8 protein-coding genes are annotated in these 20,199 nt (G+C 65.4%); 6 read left to right on the top strand and 2 right to left on the bottom strand.

What is annotated here, in order from left to right; translation table 11 throughout:
• Positions 1 to 221 precede the first annotated feature (221 nt).
• Together LB564_RS26495 and LB564_RS26500 are read right to left on the bottom strand one after the other, a co-directional pair.
• Positions 222 to 6,275, bottom strand: coding sequence for a translocation/assembly module TamB domain-containing protein (locus LB564_RS26495; RefSeq protein WP_224542126.1), 6,054 nt, complete (start codon positions 6,273 to 6,275; stop codon positions 222 to 224).
• 1 nt (position 6,276) lies between these two features.
• Positions 6,277 to 8,205, bottom strand: a complete 1,929-nt coding sequence (locus LB564_RS26500) for an autotransporter assembly complex protein TamA (RefSeq protein ID WP_224542128.1) — start codon at positions 8,203 to 8,205, stop codon at positions 6,277 to 6,279.
• Between the two features lie 281 nt (positions 8,206 to 8,486).
• Here LB564_RS26500 and LB564_RS26505 point away from each other — a divergent pair, with 281 nt between their 5' ends.
• From LB564_RS26505 to cysW, 6 genes are all read left to right on the top strand, one after another.
• Positions 8,487 to 13,985, top strand: coding sequence for an alpha-2-macroglobulin family protein (locus tag LB564_RS26505; RefSeq protein ID WP_224542130.1), 5,499 nt, complete (start codon positions 8,487 to 8,489; stop codon positions 13,983 to 13,985).
• Between the two features lie 174 nt (positions 13,986 to 14,159).
• Positions 14,160 to 16,250 carry a penicillin-binding protein 1C gene (pbpC, locus tag LB564_RS26510; protein WP_224542132.1) on the top strand — a complete coding sequence of 697 codons (2,091 nt, stop codon included), beginning with the start codon at positions 14,160 to 14,162 and terminating at the stop codon, positions 16,248 to 16,250.
• Between the two features lie 204 nt (positions 16,251 to 16,454).
• Positions 16,455 to 17,201, top strand: coding sequence for a M15 family metallopeptidase (locus LB564_RS26515; RefSeq protein WP_411910224.1), 747 nt, complete (start codon positions 16,455 to 16,457; stop codon positions 17,199 to 17,201).
• A gap of 211 nt (positions 17,202 to 17,412) precedes the next feature.
• Complete coding sequence (locus tag LB564_RS26520) at positions 17,413 to 18,441, top strand: sulfate ABC transporter substrate-binding protein (protein ID WP_224542136.1); 1,029 nt, start codon at positions 17,413 to 17,415, stop codon at positions 18,439 to 18,441.
• Between the two features lie 22 nt (positions 18,442 to 18,463).
• On the top strand, positions 18,464 to 19,315 hold the full coding sequence (gene cysT / locus LB564_RS26525) for a sulfate ABC transporter permease subunit CysT (protein WP_224542137.1): 852 nt from the start codon (positions 18,464 to 18,466) through the stop codon (positions 19,313 to 19,315).
• Positions 19,308 to 20,192, top strand: coding sequence for a sulfate ABC transporter permease subunit CysW (cysW, locus tag LB564_RS26530; RefSeq protein ID WP_224542139.1), 885 nt, complete (start codon positions 19,308 to 19,310; stop codon positions 20,190 to 20,192). The genes cysT and cysW overlap by 8 nt, the downstream gene beginning before the upstream one ends.
• The last annotated feature ends 7 nt before the right edge of the window (positions 20,193 to 20,199 follow it).

Consider the following 20,199-nt stretch of genomic DNA (forward strand, 5'->3'; position numbering starts at 1 on the left):
TAACATTCCGCATCCAGGCCATGATGTCAAAGACGACATGGATTGGGAACATGTTAGCGAATGTGCAACTTTGGAAGGAGGGCAGTTCGCGTGATAGCGACAGTCTTGGCGCAAAATTGCTAGTGCGCCCAGATTTCGCCAAAATCTGTTCGGGCTATTAAACTGAGACATTTGCACTGGCTACGACAGCGCCAGTTGCGGCCAGCACGAGGGGCCAGGCCTCAATATTCCTTCTCGTAGAAGATGCCGCCCTTGGCTTCGCCGGCGTCGGTCGCCTCGCCGCGCAATTTGACGCCGCGCCCGACATTGAGGTCGATGGTCGCCTTGCCGGAACCCGGCTTGTCGCCCTTCTGGATAGTCACATAGGTGCGGTCGTTGAGATACTTGCCAGCCGAGACCGCCGTGCCGCCCTGGTCGTCTGTGGTGACGTCGAGATCGTCGACACCGATGGCGCTGCGCAGATTCTCCAGCAGTGACGTCGAACCGCCGACGCCCGCCAATTGTCCGGCGGCCTCGGCCAGCTGCGCGATCTGCAACGGCGACAGGTTCGACATCGACCGCCCGAAGATCAGCTGCGCCAGCACCTCGTCCTCAGGCAGTGCCGGCACCGAACTGAAGGTGAATTTGGGATTGGTCGCCTCGCCCGACACCACGATCGTGACGGTGGCGCCGGTTGTCGTCGTTGTCGCCGTCAGGTTGAGGTAAGGCACCAGCGAACCGGAGAACCCCACCGTGCCTTCGGTGAAGGTCAGCCGCTTGCCGAGGATCGACAGCCGGCCGCGCTGCAAGGTGAAGGTGCCGACCGCCTGCGGCGAAGAGGCCGGGCCGGTCAGTTTGAGCGAGCCGCCGAGTTCGGCGTCGACACCCCTGCCTTGGATGAAGATCTGGTTCGGCGCATTGACCGTGACGTCGAGCGCAAGGCCGCTGCCACCGCTCTTGCCGCTGGTCGTCGCCGGGCGCAGCGCCTTGTCCTGCGCCTTGACCGGGCCGGGCGCGTTCTTGTGCTTGACGTCGAGCGCCGCGAGCGAGCCGGGCAATTTGTCCGGAACCGTGATGACGGTCTTGGCCAGGTTGACTGTGCCGGCAACCACCGGCGCCGAAGTCAGCGGCCCCTTGATCGTCAGGTCGCCGCCGAGGTTGGCGGTCACGACGCGTCCATCCGTGTAGCGGCCATCGGTGAGCTTGATCGACAGGTCGGCCGGGAAGCCTTGCGCCGGATTGATGCCGACCGTACCGCTGGCCGACAGGCTGCCGCGCGTCGACAGCGTTCCGGTCAACCGGTTGATCCTGGCGACGCCGTTTCCGATCGAGATGTCTGCCGCGATATCGTTGACAGCAAGGCCCGAGCGTGCCTCGACCAGACGCGCGCCGGAGGTTCTGACGCTGCCGCCGATCACCGGAGACGTCGCTGGACCGCGCACCTGGACATTGACGTTGGCGTTGCCGGTCAGCGACAGGCCCTGCGCGGCAAGCTTCTCGCTGAGGAGGCCGAATGGCACGGCACCGTTGAAGTCGAGCGCCAGCGCCGGGGTGCCAGCCGTCGTCACAGTGCCGCCGCCCTTGAGGCCAAGCCTGGCCCCGTCGCTGACATTGGCGTCGAAGGTCAGCTTGTTGCCGGCAAAGCTGCCCGACGAGGCAACGCTCACCGCGCCGACACCGGCGCTGCGGGTCTGCGACGTCTGCACCCCGGCCGCGTCGATGTTGAAGGCAACGGTGGGGCTCGCCGGTGCCCCGGTCACCTTGACCGTGCCGGAGATGGAACCCGCTGCATCGAGCCCGGGCGAGAAACTGTTGGCGAGCGACATCGGCACGCGCGCCAGCACCGCATTGATGTCGAGCGCCTGGCCGACCTTGCCGGTTACCGTCGCGGTGCCGCCGCCAAGGTTGAGCACCAGCCTGTCCAGCGTCGTCGTGCCATTGGCGATGCTGACCGTCGAGGCTTGGGCGATAGCCGCCTTGATGCCCTGGACGGTCGCCTGCCCCGAAGCGAGCTCGATGGTCGTCGTTCCGCCGGCCACCTTCACCCGCCCGGCTGCCCTGGCCGGAATGCCCTTGACCGTGGCGCCGCCGGAAAAGCCGGTCCAGTCGCCATCGCGCTTGAGGTCGACGTCGATGCCGCTGATCACGGTGCCGCCCGACGTGACGGTATCGGCGCGGACTTTCCCGGAGATCACCGGCGCCGTCAGGTAGTTGGCGATCAGCGCATCGACCGAGACGGCCTTGGCCTGAAGGTCGCCGCGCACGATCGAGCCGGTCGCCGCCTTGACGATGACCTGGGGTGCGCCGCCGTGCTTCGAGAAGGCAATGGTGCCGCGCACGTCGCCTTCGGCCTTTTCCAGCGCCAGGGCGGCAAGCGGCCCGATATCGGGCAGGTCGAGCGAGATGGTGCCTTCTGGCACGAATTTGTCGTCCAGCGCCAGGTCGCCGGAGATCCTGTTCTTGCCCAGCGACAGGAGCAGCCCATTGATGGCGCTCTTGCCGTCCGCCGTTGCCAGCACGGCGCTCCCCTGCAGCGCCTGGCCGGCGACATTGCCGGTGAGCTGCACATTGGCCGCCGGATTGGCGGCGTCCGCCTTGCCGGTGGCGGTGAGCTTCAGCCCCGTAATCTCGCGCTCAGCCACGACAAGCCGATCGCTGTTGACCGTCAGCGACAGATCCGGCGCGATGGCCGGCCCCTGAGCGTTCAGCGCGAAGGCAATCGCGCCCTTGGCATCCTTCGACAGCGGCGAGATATCGGCAAGAACGCCGGTAATGTCGGCGGCCACCTTGTTGTCGGCAAGGCTCGCCTCCCCCTGTGCGGTCAGTCCGCCCGACACCAGCTTCAGCCCATCGACACTTATGGCACCGTTGGGGTCGCGTTTCAGCGCGGCGCTTATCCGCGCGCGTTCGCCAAGCATGCCGCGCGCCGCGGCCGGCAAGGCCGAGGCTGGCGCATCCGCATTCAGCTTGAGATCGATGGCGCCGTCACGCAGCGATACCTGGCCGGCGACCTGGCTGCTCAGCGCATCGCTTTTCAGCGAACCGCTGTCGATAGCGACGGCCTCGGCGCTGAGCCGCGCGTTGAGCGCGGCCGTGACCTTGCCGGCGATGAGCGGCGCGATCGTGGGATTGTCGAGCCCAACCTTGTCCACCGATACCGTTCCGGAAACCGGCCCGGCGCGATTCCCGAGATCGAACGCGTCCGAGTGCAGTGTCAGGGTAAGCCCGTCCACCTTCGCGGGGCTGGTGACGACCGAGGGCAGGATCGCGGAAAAATCCAGCCTGGCATGCGTGCTTTCGCCGGCGATTTTTGCCGACACCGATCGGACCTCGATCTTGACCGGGCTCTCCGCGCTTCCGAGCGTCAGCGGCAGACTGGGACCCGATGAGGTCAGATCGATCGCGAAATCGCTGGCCCCGTTCGGGTTGATGATGCCGGCGGCCTGGCCGGAAACCTTGTCGCCGGTGAGGGTGGCATGATCGAGGGCGACGCCGCCGGCAATCGTATAGCTGCCGACCGCTTCGACGGCGAGTGGTCCAAGCCCTGCCTGTCGGGTCTGGCTGGTCTCGGCGCCGGCCAGCTTCGCGTTGAACTGGATGTCGGGGGCGACCGGCGCTCCGCTTACTTCAGCGATACCGTCAAGCGTTCCCGCGGCCTCCAGGCCGGGCAAAAACGCATTGGCAAGCGCGGCGGGCAAAGCTGAGACCCGCGCCGCGAGATCGAGCGTCTCGCCGGCACTGCCCGACAGCGCCACTCGGCCGCCGCCTATATCAAGCGCCAGCTTGTCGATGTTGGCCGTGCCGTTGGCGATGGTCAGAGCCGACGGTTCGGCAATCGCCGCCTTGATGCCGCGAACGGTAGCCTCGCCCGACGCAATCTCGACGCTGGTGGTGCCCTGGGCGATCTTCACCCGGCCGGCGGCGGTCGCCGGAATGCCCGCTATGGTCGCGCCGCCGCTGAAATTGGTCCAGTCGCCGTCGCGCTTGAGGTCGACGCCGATACCGCCGATTTCGGTGCTCCCCAAAGTGACCGCGTCGGCCTTGATAATGCCCGAGATCGCCGGCGCCTCGAGATAATTGGCGATCAGCGCGTTGATGGCGATCGCCTTGGCCGTCACCTCGCCACGCGCCACCGACGTGCTCTTGGCATCGATGGCAATGGAAGGCGCGTCGCCCTCCTTGGCAAACAGGATGGTGCCGTTGATGTCGCCGGTCACCGCCTGGCCGGCGAGCGCGGCCAACTGGTCGATGGCAGGTGCGGCGAGCGTCAGCGTGCCCAGGGGCATGAACTTGTCATCCAGTGCCAGGTCGCCCGAAACCTTGTTGTCGCCCAGCGAGACCAGGAAGCCGTTGATCGAACGCTTCCCCTCGCTGGTCACCAGGGCCGCCTTGATATCGAGGGGCTGGTCGTTGACGGCGCCGGTCAGCGAAACGTTGGCGGAAGGGCTCGTTATGTCGGCCTTGCCGCTCGCGGTCAGCTTGATGGCCTTCACCGTGCGGCCCGAGGCGGTCAGGCTGTCACTGTCGGCGGTAACGGTGAAATCCGGCGCGGTGATCGCGCCGGTCGCCGACAGCGCGAAATCGACCCCGCCGGCAACCGGTACGCCGACCGTCGGCGACAACACCGAAACGTCGCCCAACTTGCCCTTGATGTCGGCCTGGATGTCCGTGCCTTGCATGCTGGCCGTACCGCTGGCGCTGAGCGATCCCGAAGTGAGTTCGATGGAGTTCGCGGCGAAAGACCCCTGCGGATCGCGCGATGCCGTGGCCGAAAATTTCACCCGTCCGCCGAGCACCGAGGCGATCTGCTGCGGGAATGCGGTCGCCACGGCGTCGGCATTCATCTTGAGCTGCATCGACATGTCGGCGAGCGCCACCGTCGCCGTCAGCGACGCATTGAGCGCGTCGGAGCGCAGCGTGCCCTGATCGATGGCGATGGCGTCCTTGCTGACTGACCCGGCCAGATCGACATTGACCTTGCCGGTGATCAGCGGCGCCAACGTCGCGACGTCGCTTTTCAGACCGCCCGCGTCGAGCTTGACCGTGACCGGGCCGGAGCGATTCTGGATATCGAAGCCGTCGGAATGGATTTGCGCCGCCAGATCGTCCAGCCGCGTGCCGCCGGCGACGATCGAAACGAAGGAAACGCCGACATCGACGATCGGCGCCTTGCCGTCGCCGAAGGCGCGTGCGGTGGCGTTCTTGATCGCGAGCGTGATAGGCTGCGCCTTGCTGCCTACGCTGATCACCACGGGCGGGCCCTTGGCGGCGAGTTCGACCGACAGATCGCTGGCACCGGCGGGATCGGCGATGCCGGAGGCGGCCCCGTGCACCGCATCGCTCTCGATGCTGGCCCGGTCGATGCTGATACCGCCAGCCGACGTGGCGGTGCCGGCGACATCGAAGCTGGTCTTGCCGGCAAACAACGGCTTCAGGTTTTCCGGCAGGAAGCGCGCGAAATCGCCGTCGCCCTTGGCCTCGACATGATTGCCCTTGTCGGTGAGCTGGTGGCGGCCGGTGAGTTGGGTGACGATCTGATGGTCGACGAGGAACGTGCCGACACCGCTCCAGTTGGCGAGCGGCCCGCTGCCCGAAACCACGATATCGACCGGCGGCGCATCCGGCAGCTTGAGCAAATTGGCAATGATGCCGCCGGCCGGCTCCGACGCCTTGAGGTCGAGGTCCAGCTTGTTGTCGGCGGGCGCGAAATGGATCTTGGCGTCGACATTGCCCTGCTTGCCGTCGTGGCGGGTGACGTTGAGCGCCGTCTCGACCGCCAGTGGCGCGGCATCGGCCTTGAGCATTCCCTTGGCCGCGAGCTCGGCAATGCCGCTGCCGGCCAGCTGCTCGCCGAGCGCGATTTCCGGCAGGTCGATCTGCTTGATGTCGATGGAGACCGGCAGCGTCGTCGTGCCGCCCTGCGCCGGCGGCTGCGAACCGGCCACCGGCAGGCGCGCCAGTTCGATGCGCTCGGCCGCGATCCGCCCGGCGCTGAAGCTTTTCGACAGCAGCGCCGTCGGCGACCAGTCGACAGCCACCTTGCGCGCCACCAGCCAGGCGCCCTCGCGGTCCTCGAGCACGACATGATCGACGCTGAGATTGCCCGACCAGATGCCGTCGATACCGCTGACGGTGACCTTGCGATCGTCGCTGGAGGCGAGCCGCGAAATGATGCCGGCGAGATTGTCGCGCCCGCGCTCGGTCTTGGTCAGCACGATGAGCGCGCCAATGGCGCCCGCGACCACGATCAGCAGCGTATAGAGGACAATGCGAAGGATGCGCCGGACCGTCTTCATTTCAAAACGCCTGTCCGATGCCGGCATAGATGCCGAAATGCGGGTCGCCGGGGTCGCGGTTGAGCGGCACGGCCGCGTCGATGCGCAGCGGACCGAACGGCGTGACATAGCGCAGGCCGACACCGGCGCCGACCTTCACGTCGGAGAAGTTGGGAACCGACTTGGTCGACACCGTGCCGGCATCGACGAAGGGCACGATGCCGATCGTGTCGGTGACGGCGATGCGCATCTCGACAGAGGTCTCGAAGAAGGACAGGCCGCCGATCGGCTGGCCGGTGAAGTCCTTGGGGCCGATGCCTTGATAGGCATAGCCGCGCACCGAGCCGCCGCCGCCTGAATAGAAGCGCCGGTCGGCCGGCACGTTCTGCAGCCCGGTACCGACGATCGAGCCGACGGCGACACGCTCGGCAAGCACGAACTTCGAGGCCGTGTCCAGCGACTGATAGGCCGATCCCTCGCCCTTCAGTTTGAGGAAAGCGGCACCACTCAATATGTCGTAGCTGGGCTCCGCATAGGCAAGCACTCTAAAGCCGCTGGTCGGGTTCAGCCTGTTGTCCCGGTTGTCGTAGACATATTGCAGCGGAATGCTGGCGATCAGGTATTTGTGCTTGCCGAAGGCGTCATGGATGCGTGAGTAGTCTAGCGCCACCTCGGCCGATACGGTCTGCTTCTTGTCGAGTTCATAGGAGAGCCCGGTGCTGCCCTTGACCGAGAAATGGTCGTACGCGTCCGGATGCTCCAGCACCGTCTTCACGCTGGCGAAGAACTTCGATGCTGGTCCGATCACGCCGGGTTTCTCGAACATGATGCCGGCATTGTAGTTCAACTCGGACAGATCGTTGCTGCCGATGCCGCTTATGGCGCCGTCGATGCGCAGCTTTTCGGCGTGGCCAAACAGGTTGCGATGGCCCCAGTAGCCCTCCAGGCCAAGCCCCTCCGTGTTCGAGAACGTGCCGCCCAGCCCGAAATAGCGCGGCTTGCGCTCGCTGACCTGCACGCCGATCGGGATGTTGCCGTCGGCGTCGAGCTTGTCGGCTTCCTTGAACGTCACGCTGTTGAACACCTCGAGCGCCAGCAGCCGGTCGCGCGCGTCGCTGATCTCCTGCGGCGAGTACTGCCGGCCGCGCTTCAGCCCGGTCATGTATTCGGTGAAGTCGCGGTCGACCTTTTCCGTGCCTTCCACGGTGGTGGCGCCATAGCCGGCGACCGGCCCGGCGGCGACCGTCAGCGTCACGTCGAGCGTCGAGGTGGCATGATCGGCGACGATCTGCCGGTCGGTGACCTTGGCCAGCGGCCTGCCCTGCTCCTTCAGCGTCCGCACGATCAGCGCCTCGGCCTTGAGCACGGCGCCCGACCCGGCGTCGCCGCCTGATATCAGGCCGTAATCGGCGCTCATCAGCCCCGCCGCGTCGCCCTCCAGCCTGATATTGCCAAGGGTAAATTTGGGACCGGCGGCGACAGTGATTGCCACCGGGATAGGCTGTGGCCCCTTGAACTCGGCGTCCGGCGGCAACTCGTCGAGCGGCTTGCCTTCGATGGTGATGGTGACGACGCCTTCATACCGGGCATCGGCGTAAAGTGCGGCGACCAGCTGCTCACGGTCGCCGCGCGCCTTGGCCATCAGCCCGAGCGAACCCGAGACCGGCCGGTCCTCGTCGCCTTTCAGCGCCGAGGCGTTTTCGAGCTTCTTGACGAGGTCCTTGTCGGCATCGGGCGCGGAGATGGTCACCGCGTAGCGCAGCGGATCGACGATGTCGGCGTCCTCGTCGCTGGACGACCCCCAAAGCTTGATGCCGAAAAGCTCGAACGCGGCCGCGTGCCTCGATTGGCAAAGCAGCGCCGTCGAGCACATCATGGCCAAAAGCAGGGCGCGCGGAAGGGCGCGCCCTGGCGCTCTCCTTCCTGACATCTGCTTTTCATGCGCCGGCATTAAGACAACCTAGGTTACAAAAATAAAATTGGAATGAAGTTCTGAAGCGCTCGTAAAGGGGCCACAATCCAATTGTCTGAAATAGGGCGGGCTTGGAATTCACACCTTCTGCGTTTCCGCAAGAATGCGTGATCCCCTGTCCTATGGAGGTTACTGTCCGCATACCGGTCCTTGGCCGGAAAATAAACCGTTGGCAGGCGGCAACCTGCCGCGTTCGCGCGTTGACAAGCCCGACTGAAGCTTGATCATGCCCGGACGTCTGCAATTGTCTGGAGGGTGTAATGGCAATGCGCGCGGCTCGTGGTCTGTCGATTCTCGTCCTTCTTTTCCTTGCCTGGGCCAACGCCTTAGCCTGGAACGGCGTCGCGCAAGCGGCCGAGGCCCGGCGAATCGCAACGACGGACAATTCCGATTATTTCGGCTTCGATCTCCGGTCCGACCAAAACGTCACGCTCGACCAGTGCAAGACGACATGTCTCGGCGATCCGGCTTGCCGCGCCTTCACCTACAACACCAAGGCAAAATGGTGCTTTCTCAAATCCGACTATAACCAGTTGAAATCCTTCAACGGCGCGGTCGCCGGCAAGGTCGTCAACGTCGACGGCGACCCCGATATCGGCGCGCCGCCGGAGCTCGCCTTCTTCCCCAACTGGATGGCCGACCAGGCCCAGCAATACCGCAACAAGCTGCTTGGCCCCGCCTTCGACAAGCCGACCGAGGGCATGGCGGCGCTGACGAATGCCGCCGAACAGGCCGTGCTGACCGGCGACCATCGCTCCGCCATGCAGAAATACGAGTCCGTGGTCTCGGTGATGCCTGACGACGGCCAGCTCTGGCTCAGGCTGGCGCGCGAAACGCTGGCCGTGCAGCCCGCCGCCAACACCTCCGAGGCCTCGACTTTGCCGGCAAACGGCACGTCGGCCGCCTTCAACGCCTACAAGCTGCTGCGCACCACCAGGACGCGCGCCGACGTGCTGGCATTGCTTGGCAATGGTCTCGACAAACGCGATCTCTACCGGCCGGCGCTGCAGGCCTATGAGGCCAGCCTTGCGCTGGAAACCTCGCCCGCGGTCCAGGCCGAATATGCTGATCTGAAGGCCCGCAAAGGGTTCCGCGTCATCGATCACTCCGTCGATGCCGACACCAGCGCGCCGCGCATCTGCGCGCAATTCTCCGAGGAACTGGTCAAGACCGGCGTCGACTACGCGCAGTTCGTCACCGTCGACAACGCCCCGCCGAAGGGCGTCGAGGCCAAGGACAAGCAGATCTGCGTCGAAGGGCTCGAACACGGCCAGCATTATGACGTCACCTTCCGCGCCGGCCTGCCGGCCGCGATCGGCGAAGTCACCGCCGCCCCCGTGGTGCTGTCGATCTACGTGCAGGATCGCGCCCCCTCCGCCCGCTTCACCGGCGACAGCTTCGTGCTGCCGGCCGGCGCGCGTCGCGGCATTCCGATCGTCACCGTCAACATGAATGCCGCCGAGATGAAGCTCTACCGCATCGGCGACCGTTCGCTGGCGCAGCTCCTGTCGGGCTACCAGTTCCTGCACCAGCTCGACGGCTATGACATTTCCAACATTTCCGAGCAGATGGGCGAGCCGGTCTGGAAGGGCCAACTCGACATCGTCAGCGACCTCAACAAGGAAGTCACCACCTCCTTCCCGGTCGACGAGGCGCTGCCGCAGCGCAAGCCCGGCGTCTATGTGCTGACCGCGCAGCCCGTCAACGACAAGAGCGACGACTACGGTTCGCTGGCCACGCAATGGTTCGTCGTCTCCGACATCGGCCTGTCGACCTATACCGGCCAGGATGGGCTCAATGTCTTCGCCCGTTCGCTGGGCTCCGCCAAGGCGATAGCCGGCGCCGAACTGACGCTGGTTGCCAGGAACAACGAGGTTCTCGGCACCGCGACGTCGGACGCGAACGGCCACGCCGTCTTCAATCCCGGCCTGACGCGCGGCGACGGCGGCATGGTGCCGGCCGTGCTGATGGCCAAGCAGGGCGACAATGACTTCGTCTTCCTCGACATGGCCAAGGCCGGTTTCGACCTGTCCGACCGTGGCGTCACCGGGCGTGCCGCCCCCGGCGCGCTCGACGTCTATGCCTGGACCGAGCGCGGCATCTACCGCGCCGGCGAGGACGTCCATGTCGCCGCACTTGCCCGCGACGGCGCGGCCAAGGCGGTCGAGAACCTGCCGCTCACCTTCATCTTCTCGCGCCCCGATGGCGTCGAGGACCGCCGCATCGTCAGCGACGGCGTCTCGGCCGGCGGCCACGCCGTCGACCTGCCGCTCGAACCCAACGCCATGCGCGGCACCTGGTCGGTGTCGATCCATACCGACCCCAAGCAGCCGGCGGTCGCCAGCCAGATGTTCCTGGTCGAGGATTTCGTGCCGGATCGCATCGAATTCGACATGAAGGCCGACAAGCAGGAGATTGCGCGCGGCGAGACCGCCAACATCAACATTGACGGCCGTTTCCTCTATGGCGCGCCGGCGGCGGGCCTTGCGCTGGAAGGCGAACTGACGCTGTCGACGTCGCGTGACTGGGACCGCTTCCCCAACTTTTCCTTCGGCCTCGCCGACGAGCAGTCGGCCGAGCCGACGGTCACGCCGCTCACCGATCTGCCGGTGGTCGGCGATGACGGCAAGGCGACCTTCCCTGTTACCGTCGACCAGTTGCCCTCGACCACCAAGCTGGTCGACGGCAAGGTGACGGTGCGCATGCGCGAAACCGGCGGCCGCGCGATCGAACGCTCGCTCAACATCGGCATCCGCCCGCAAGGCCATATGATCGGCATCCGTCCGGATTTCGCCGATGGTGAAGTGCCGCAGGGCGGCACGGCCAAGTTCAGCCTGATCGCCGTCGATCCCGACGGCAAGCGCGAGGCGCTGAAAGGCGCGCAGTGGTCGCTGGTCAAGGTCGAACGCAATTATCAGTGGTACCGCTCCAACAACTCCTGGAACTACGAGCCGGTCTCCCTGACCAAGTCGATCGCCAACGGCCAGATCGACCTCGGCGCCGATGGCGACGCCACCGTCTCCGTTCCCGTCGACTGGGGCCAGTACCGGCTCGAGGTCGAGACATCCGATCCCGAAGGGCCGGCGACCAGCTATGAGTTCGACGCCGGCTGGTATGTCGCCTCGACCACCACCGAGACACCTGACGGCCTGGAGATTGCCCTCGACAAGGACAATTATGCCGCCGGCGAAGTGGCCAAGCTGAAAATCTCGCCGCATTTTGCCGGCGAACTTCTGATCAATATCGGCTCCGACAAGCTGTTGAAGACCATCACGGCGACCGTACCGGCCGGCGGCAGCACCGTCGACATCCCCGTCGGCGACGATTGGGGCGCCGGCGCCTATGTCACGGCAACCCTGTTCCGGCCGGGCGACGCGCAGGAAAGCCGCATGCCGGCCCGCGCCATCGGCGTGAAGTGGCTGACAGTCGATCCGGGCGCCAAGAAACTCGCCGTTACGCTGATGCCGCCGGAAAAGACCGTGCCGCGCCAGCAACTGTCGATCCCGGTTTCCGTGGTCGGCGTACAGCCGGGCACCAATGCCTATGTCACGGTTGCCGCCGTCGATGTCGGCATCCTCAACCTGACCAACTACAAGGCGCCGGATCCGGAGGACTGGTTCTTCGGCCAGCGCATGCTGGGCATGGAGATCCGCGACATCTACGGCCGCCTGATCGATGGCTCGTTGGGCACCACCGGCAAGCTCAGGACCGGCGGTGACGGCGCCAACATGCAGACGCAAGGCAGCCCGCCAACCGAAAAGCTGGTCGCCTTCTTCTCCGGCATCGTCCAGCTCGACGCCGACGGCAAGGCGCGGATCGACTTCGATATCCCGCAGTTCAACGGCACCGTGCGCGTCATGGCCGTCGCCTGGACCAAGGAAGCGGTCGGCCATGCCCAGGCGGACGTGATCGTGCGCGATCCCGTCGTCATCACCGCCGGCCTGCCGCGCTTCCTGGCGCCCGGGGACAACGCCGTCATGCGGCTCGACGTGGCCGACACCGACGGCCCGGTCGGCGACTATGCGCTGTCGATCGACACCACCGGCGACCTGTCGACGGGCGAAAAGCCCCTGCCCCAGAAGCTGACGCTCGCCCAGGGCAAGCGCCAGACCTTGACCGTGCCGCTGATCGCCGGGACGGCGGGCAATGCCTCGCTCACCATCAAGCTGGCGCATGCCGACGGCACCAAGGTCGAACAGACGCTCTATGTGCCGGTGCGCCCGGCCCAATTGCCGGTCACCACGCGCCTTGTGGTCGATCTCAAGGGCAATGGCGGCGCGCTGCGCGTCGACAAGGAGCTGCTGGCTGCCAGCCTGCTCGACGGCGCTTCGGTCTCGGTCGGCGTTTCGCAGGCGGCGGCCTTCGACGTGCCTTCGCTGCTGATGACGCTCGACCGCTACCCCTATGGTTGCGCCGAGCAGACCACCAGCCGCGCCATGCCGCTTCTCTACGTCAACGAGATGGCATCGGGCGTCGGCATGGAAAGCGACCCGGACCTGCATGGCCGCGTCCAGGATGCGATCTACAAGGTTCTGAGCTACCAGTCCTCGAGCGGCAGCTTCGGCCTGTGGGGCCCGGGCTCCGGCGATCTGTGGCTGGACGCCTATGTCAGCGAGTTCCTGACCCGGGCGCGGGAGCAGAAATACGACGTCCCGAGCTTGGCGATGAACCAGGCCCTCAACAACCTGCAGAACTCGCTCGGCTACGACCAGAGCGTACAGGATCGCGGCAGCGAGATCGCCTACGCGCTCTACGTGCTGGCCCGCAACAAGAAGGCCTCGATCGGCGACCTGCGCTATTACGCCGACACGCAGCTCGAAGCCTTCTCGAGCCCGATGGCCGTCGCCCAGCTGGCCGCGAGCCTGGCGCTCTATGGCGACACGCAGCGTTCGGAGGCGACGTTCAAGACCGCGCTGCAGCTCGCCAAATCGAGCAGCGACTACGACTGGTACCGCTCCGACTACGGCTCGGCGCTGCGTGACGGCGCGGCCATGCTGTCGCTGGCGGCGGAGTCGAAGCCGGTATCGACCATCGTGCCGGAGCTGATCAAGCTGGTGACCAGGAAACGCGCCGAAGCCCGCTGGACCAGCACCCAGGACGATTCCTGGATGCTACTGGCGGCCCGTGCGTTGAAGGAGGGCAACGACTCCATCACGCTGACCGTCAATGGCGCGCCGCATTCCGGCGGCTATTCCAACCAGGTCAACGGTTCCGAGCTGGTCGACAGTCCGCTCGAAATCGCGAACACCGGCAAGACCCCGCTGCAGGCCGTCGTCACCACCGTGGCCTCGCCCATCCAGCCCCTGCCGGCCGGCGGTGACGGCTTCACCATCAGCCGTACCTACTACAAGCTTGATGGCACCGAAGCCAATGTCACGGAGGCAACCCAGAACGAACGCTATGTCGTCGTGCTCAAGGTCACCGAGCAGAACAGCTGGCCATCGCGCCTGCTGGTCACCGACCTGTTGCCGGCCGGCTTCGAGATCGACAATCCGGGTCTGGTTTCCAGTGCCCAGTTGACGAACTTCTCCTGGCTGGCACAGACCGACGCCGCGCATCTGGAATTCCGCGACGACCGTTTCGTCGCGGCGTTCAACCCGGCCGACGGCGACCACGACCACAATCTGACACTCGCCTATGTCGTGCGCGCCGTGACGCCGGGCACCTACGCCCACCCGGCGGCAACGGTGGAGGACATGTACCGGCCGCAATATTCGGCCCGCACCGCCACCGGCATGATGGAGATCAAGGCACCGTAAGGTGTTGTTGGCGGATATGAACGTGAGGCTTGCGCTGCCCCTCATTGCCCTGCCGGGCATTTCTCCCCGTATAGTGACGGGGAGAAAGGGGCTAGCGTCGACCGCCGCGACAGCTCCCTTCTCCCCGTCACTATACGGGGAGAAGGTGCCGGCAGGCGGATGAGGGGCAGCGCCATGCTCTCCAGGAAATCTCTTCGCCGCGCTGCCGTCGTTGCAACCTCTCTCGCTGGCTTCGCGGCAATCGCCACCGCCGCCCTCTGGGAACTCGACCGCGCCTTCCCGCCCCCCTTGCCAGCCGAACTCACCGTCTCCACAGAAGTCCAGGACCGCGACGGCCAGTTGTTGCGCGCCTTCGCGACACCCGACGGCTACTGGCGGCTCGAAACCCGGCTCGACCAGGTCGACAAGCAGTTCGTCGACATGCTGGTGACCTATGAGGACAAGCGCTTTTGGGACCATGAGGGCGTCGACGTGCTGGCGCTGGCGCGCGCCGCCGGCCAGTTCGCCACCAGCGGCCATATCGTTTCCGGCGGCTCGACCCTGTCGATGCAGCTTGCCCGCCTGATCGAGCCGCGCGAAAGCCGCAGCCTCGGCTCCAAGATCAAGCAGATGCTGCGCGCCATCCAGATCGAGCGGCGGCTGTCGAAGCGCGAGATCCTCGAACGCTATCTGACGCTAGCGCCCTATGGCGGCAATCTGGAAGGCGTGCGCGCCGCTTCGCTCGCCTATTTCGGCAAGGAGCCGAAACGGCTCACCGTCTCGGAAGCCGCCCTGCTCGTCGCCCTGCCCCAACTGCCGGAAAAGCGCCGGCCCGACCGCAACCTCAAGATCGCTCATGCAGCGCGCGACCGTGTGCTGAGCCGCATGGTGTCATCGGGCCTGATCGGCGAACGCGAGGCGGCCCGCGCCGCACTCGACGATGTGTCGGGCCTGCGGCGCACCTTGCCGGCGCTCGCCCCGCATGCCTCTTACGCGATGCTGCCCAAGGCCGTCCCCGGCCAGCCGCTCAAGCTGACGATCCACAAAAGCGTCCAGCAAGGACTGGAACAGGTCGCGCGTGACGCCGCCACCCGGCTCGGGCCGCGTCTGTCCGTCGCCATGGTGCTGGCCGACGCCCGCACCGGCGACATTCTGGGCGAAGTCGGTTCGGCCAATTTCTTCGATTCCAGCCGTTCCGGCTGGATCGACATGACCAAGGTCGTGCGTTCGCCCGGCTCGACGCTGAAGCCGTTCATCTACGGCCTCGCCTTCGAGCAGGGGCTGGTGGCGCAGGAAACGCTGATCGAGGACAGCCCGGTCGATTTCAGCGGCTATCGGCCGAAGAACTTCGACATGGGCTATCAGGGCGATGTCTCGATCCGCCAGGCTTTGCAACTGTCGCTCAACGTGCCGGCGATCCGCGTGCTCGACGCGGTCGGCCCGACGCGGCTGACGGCGCGCTTCCGCCAGGCCGGCGTCAACCCGATCCTGCCGGTCAACCAGGCTCCGGGCCTGGCCATCGGCCTCGGCGGCGTCGGCGTCACGCTGCGCGATCTCGTCCAGCTCTATACGGGGCTCGCCAATGGCGGCAAGACGCATTCGCTGCGCGACGGCACCGAGCCGGCCAATGCCGTGAGTTCGACCACCACCATTCTCAACGACCAGGCCAACTGGCAGATCATCGACATCCTCTCGGGGGTAAAGCCGCCTGAAGGCGCCTTGCAACGCGGCATCGCCTACAAGACCGGCACCTCCTACGGCTACCGGGACGCCTGGTCGGTGGGCTTCGACGGCCGCTACGTGCTGGGCGTCTGGGTCGGCCGGCCCGATGCCGGCGCGGTGCCGGGCCTCTCCGGCTATGTCTCGGCCGCCCCGATCCTGTTCGAGGGCTTCGTCCGCTCGGGGCTGGCGACCGTGCCGCTGCCGGGCAAACCGCCCGGCACCTTCACCCCCAGGCGCGAGGAGTTGCCGGTGACGCTTGCCCGCTTCGGCGCCGGCGCGGATGGCCTGGTGCAGGCGACGCCGACCGAACCCGCGCCGACCATCATCTTCCCGCCGGACGGCGCCCGCGTCGATCTCGCCACCAACTCGGCCGACGCCTCGCCGCTGGTGCTGAAGCTGCAAGGCGGCCGCGCGCCGTTCCGCTGGCTGGCCAACGGCAAACCCCTCATCGGCCTCGACCGCCGCCGCACCGCGACCTGGCAGCCCGACGGCGCCGGTTACTCGACGCTGACCGTCATCGACGCCGCGGGACGGGCGGCGAGTGTGAAAGTGTTCGTTGAATAGTCTGCATCAACGGATTCAGGAGACTGGCCTTTCGAGGTCGGGGGATAAGGGATAAATTGCCTGATGTCCGGTGCGAGGCGCCCCCCTCTGGCCTGCCGGCCATCTCCCCCTCAAGGGGGGAGATCGGATGGCCCGGCCGCTTTCGCCAATGACCAACGGCGGCGCGCGACGCAAAAGCTGCCAATCTCCCCCCTCGAGGGGGAGATGGCCGGCAGGCCAGAGGGGGGCGTGCCACGCCATACCTTACGCAGCATAGCCGCCATTTTAGCGACTTTCTTCGTAACTTTTCCCGCCTCGGCCGATCCCCTGCCCACCGGCTTCGTCAGATTGGCCGCAATCGATGCCTCGATCCGCCAAGACATTCGCTACGCCATCTCCGACAATTTCCTGCACCGCAAGGTGAACGGCTACGACGCGCCGGTCTGCATTCTCACCCGCCAGGCGGCCGAGGCGCTTTCCAGCGTCCAGACGGCGATCGCCGCCAAGGGTCTGACGCTGGTCGTCTTCGACTGCTACCGCCCTGCCCGCGCCGTTGCCGACATGGGCGACTGGACGGTCGCGGGCGGACCGCCGGATCCGCAATGGTATCCGGGGGTCAAGCGCGGCGAGCTGGTCACCCAAGGCTACGTCGCCCGGCAGTCGGCCCATTCACGTGGCTCGACCGTCGATGTCGCCATCGCAGGGACCGATGGTCCGCCCAGGTCGAAGCCGGCCTGTGGCGCCATCGATGCCGATACGCTCGATTTCGGCACCGGCTTCGATTGTTTCGACCCGACGAGCCAGACGGCGCACCGCCCGCTCGGCGCGGAAGCGGCGGCAAACCGCAAGCTCCTTGTCTATGCGATGGGTGCCCAAGGGTTCAGGAACTACGCGCGCGAATGGTGGCATTTTACGCTGGCCCACGAGCCATTTCAAAAGCAGCGCTTCGATTTCCCTGTGACCGCCGAGTAAACCGGCCCAAAGCGATCTTGCCCCGCAACCGCGCACCTCTAAATAGGTCGGACGGCGGGCCGATTCCGCGCGGAACGGTCGCAAGGAAAATATTTCCCATTGCCGCGACAAATCGCCGAAGATTTTCTTCAGAAAGCCAAAAAAGGCAACATTCGATGCATCTTATTTCTATCAATTCGGTAGATTTGGCGCGGGTTCAACGGAGGCAGAAATGACCAAACCTCATTTCAAGAAACTGCTCGGCGCGCTGGTCGTCACATCGGTTCTATCAGGCACGCTCGGTTTCGCGTTCGCCGACACCACCATTCTCAACGTGTCCTACGATCCGACACGCGAACTCTATAAAGCCTATGACGAGGCCTTCGCAGCGCACTGGAAGGCGGAGAGCGGCGAGACGGTCACCATCCAGCAGTCGCATGGCGGATCGGGTGCCCAGGCCCGCGCCGTGATCGATGGTCTCGACGCCGATGTGGTGACGCTGGCGCTCGAAGGCGACATCAACGCCATCGTCTCGAAATCGAAGAAGATCAATCCCGACTGGCGCAAGAAGTTCGAAAACAATTCAGCGCCTTACACCTCGACCATCATCTTCCTGGTCCGCAAGGGCAATCCCAAGGGCATTCACGACTGGAGCGATCTGGTCAAGGACGGCGTCCAGGTGATCACGCCCAACCCAAAGACTTCGGGCGGCGCACGCTGGAACTACCTCGCCGCCTGGGCCTATGCCAACGCCAATGATGGCGGCGACGAAGCCAAGAACAAGGAATTCGTGGGCAAGCTCTACGCCAACGCCCCCGTGCTCGACACCGGCGCCCGCGGCTCGACCGTGACCTTCGCGCAAAAGGGCATCGGCGACGTGCTGATTGGCTGGGAAAACGATGCCTATCTGGCACTCGACGAATTCGGCGCCGACAATTTCGAGATCGTCTATCCGCCGACCTCGATCCTCGCCGAGCCGCCGGTGGCGATTGTCGATGCCAATGTCGATGCCAAGGGCACGCGCAAGGTGGCTGAAGCCTATCTCGGCTGGCTCTATTCCAAGGAAGCGCAAACGATCATCGCCAAGAACCACTATCGTCCGGCCAAGCCCGAACTGGTGGACGCGGCTGATATTCCCAAGACGCCCGATATCAAGCTGATCTCCATCGACGATCCGCTTTTCGGCGGCTGGAAGAAGGCACAGCCTTATCATTTCGGCGACGGTGGTATATTCGACCAGATCTACAAGCCGGCCCAGTGAGCAAGATCTAGATCAGGACGACATGACCACAGCACCCGCGCAGGCGGGGTGGAGATTCAAGCAGCCGAGCGTCATTCCGGGTTTCGGATTGACGCTCGGCTTCTCGCTTGCCTACCTCACCCTCATCATCCTCATCCCGCTTTCCGGGCTGATCTGGCGCTCGGCCGCCCTCGGCTGGGCCGATTTCTGGGCTATAGCCACGGATCGCCGCACGCTCAACGCGCTGGAAATAAGCTTCGGAACCGCCTTCATCGCGGCTGTCGTCAATGTGGTTTTCGGCACGCTGGTCGCCTGGGTGCTGGTACGCTACCGCTTCCCCGGCCGTCGCATCGTCGATGCCATGGTCGACCTGCCCTTCGCGCTACCGACGGCGGTGGCCGGCATCGCGCTGACCACGCTCTACGCGCCCAATGGCTGGATCGGCAAGCTGCTGATGCCGCTCGGGCTCAAGGTCGCCTATACGCCGCTCGGCATCGTCATCGCCCTGGTTTTCATCGGCCTGCCCTTCGTCGTGCGCACCGTGCAGCCGATCATGGAGGAGATCGACAAGGAAGTTGAGGAAGCCGCCGCCACGCTCGGCGCCAGCCGCTTCCAGATCATCACCCGCGTGCTCTTTCCCGGCCTGGCGCCGGCCATCATCACCGGCTTCTCGCTCGCCTTCGCGCGCGGCGTCGGCGAATACGGCTCCGTCATCTTCATCGCTGGCAATTTGCCCTACAAATCCGAGATCGCGCCGCTTCTGATCGTCATCCGGCTCGAGGAATACAATTACCCCGCTGCGACCGCGATCGCGGCAATCATGCTGGCGCTCTCGTTCGTCATGCTGCTGGTCGTCAACCTCGTGCAGACATGGAGCCGCAAGCGCTATGGCTGACCCCGAGATCAAATCCTACGAACCGTATCACGAGAGCCGCTCGGCGGCGGTGACCGAAAGCCGGCCGGCGCAGGCCCTGCTGATGGCCATCGCTTTCGCTTTCCTCGGCATATTCCTGCTCTTGCCGCTGATCATCGTCTTCCACGAGGCGCTGGCGAAAGGCATGGGTGCCTATATGCAAGCACTGGGCGAACCGGACGCACGCTCGGCCATCCGCCTGACACTGCTTGTCGCGGCGATCTCGGTGCCTCTCAATGTCGTCTTCGGCATCTCCGCCGCCTGGGCGATCGCCAAGTTCGAGTTCAAGGGCAAGGCGTTTCTGACCACGCTGATCGACCTGCCCTTCTCGGTCTCGCCCGTCATTTCGGGTCTGGTCTACGTGCTGCTGTTCGGCGCCCAGGGGTTGCTCGGCGAGTGGCTGAAGGGACACGGCATCCAAATCCTGTTCGCCGTGCCGGGCATCGTGCTTGCCACCGTCTTCGTCACCTTCCCCTTCGTTGCCCGCGAACTGATCCCGCTGATGCAGGAACAGGGCAATGGCGACGAGGAAGCCGCCCTTTCGCTCGGCGCCAATGGCTGGCAGACCTTCTGGTATGTGACCTTGCCCAACGTCAAATGGGGGCTGCTCTACGGCGTGCTTCTGTGCAATGCGCGCGCCATGGGTGAATTCGGCGCGGTTTCGGTGGTTTCGGGCCATATCAGGGGCTTGACCAACACCATGCCGCTGCATGTCGAAATCCTCTACAACGAGTACAATGCCGTCGGCGCTTTTGCCGTCGCCTCGTTGCTTGCCGGGCTGGCGCTCGTCACCCTGGTCTTGAAAACACTGCTCGAGATGCGCTACGGCGCCGAACTCGCCGCGACGCGCGGACATTGACTAAATG

Origin of the sequence: Mesorhizobium sp. ES1-6 (assembly GCF_020164775.1) — a bacterium.
Classification (GTDB): domain Bacteria; phylum Pseudomonadota; class Alphaproteobacteria; order Rhizobiales; family Rhizobiaceae; genus Mesorhizobium.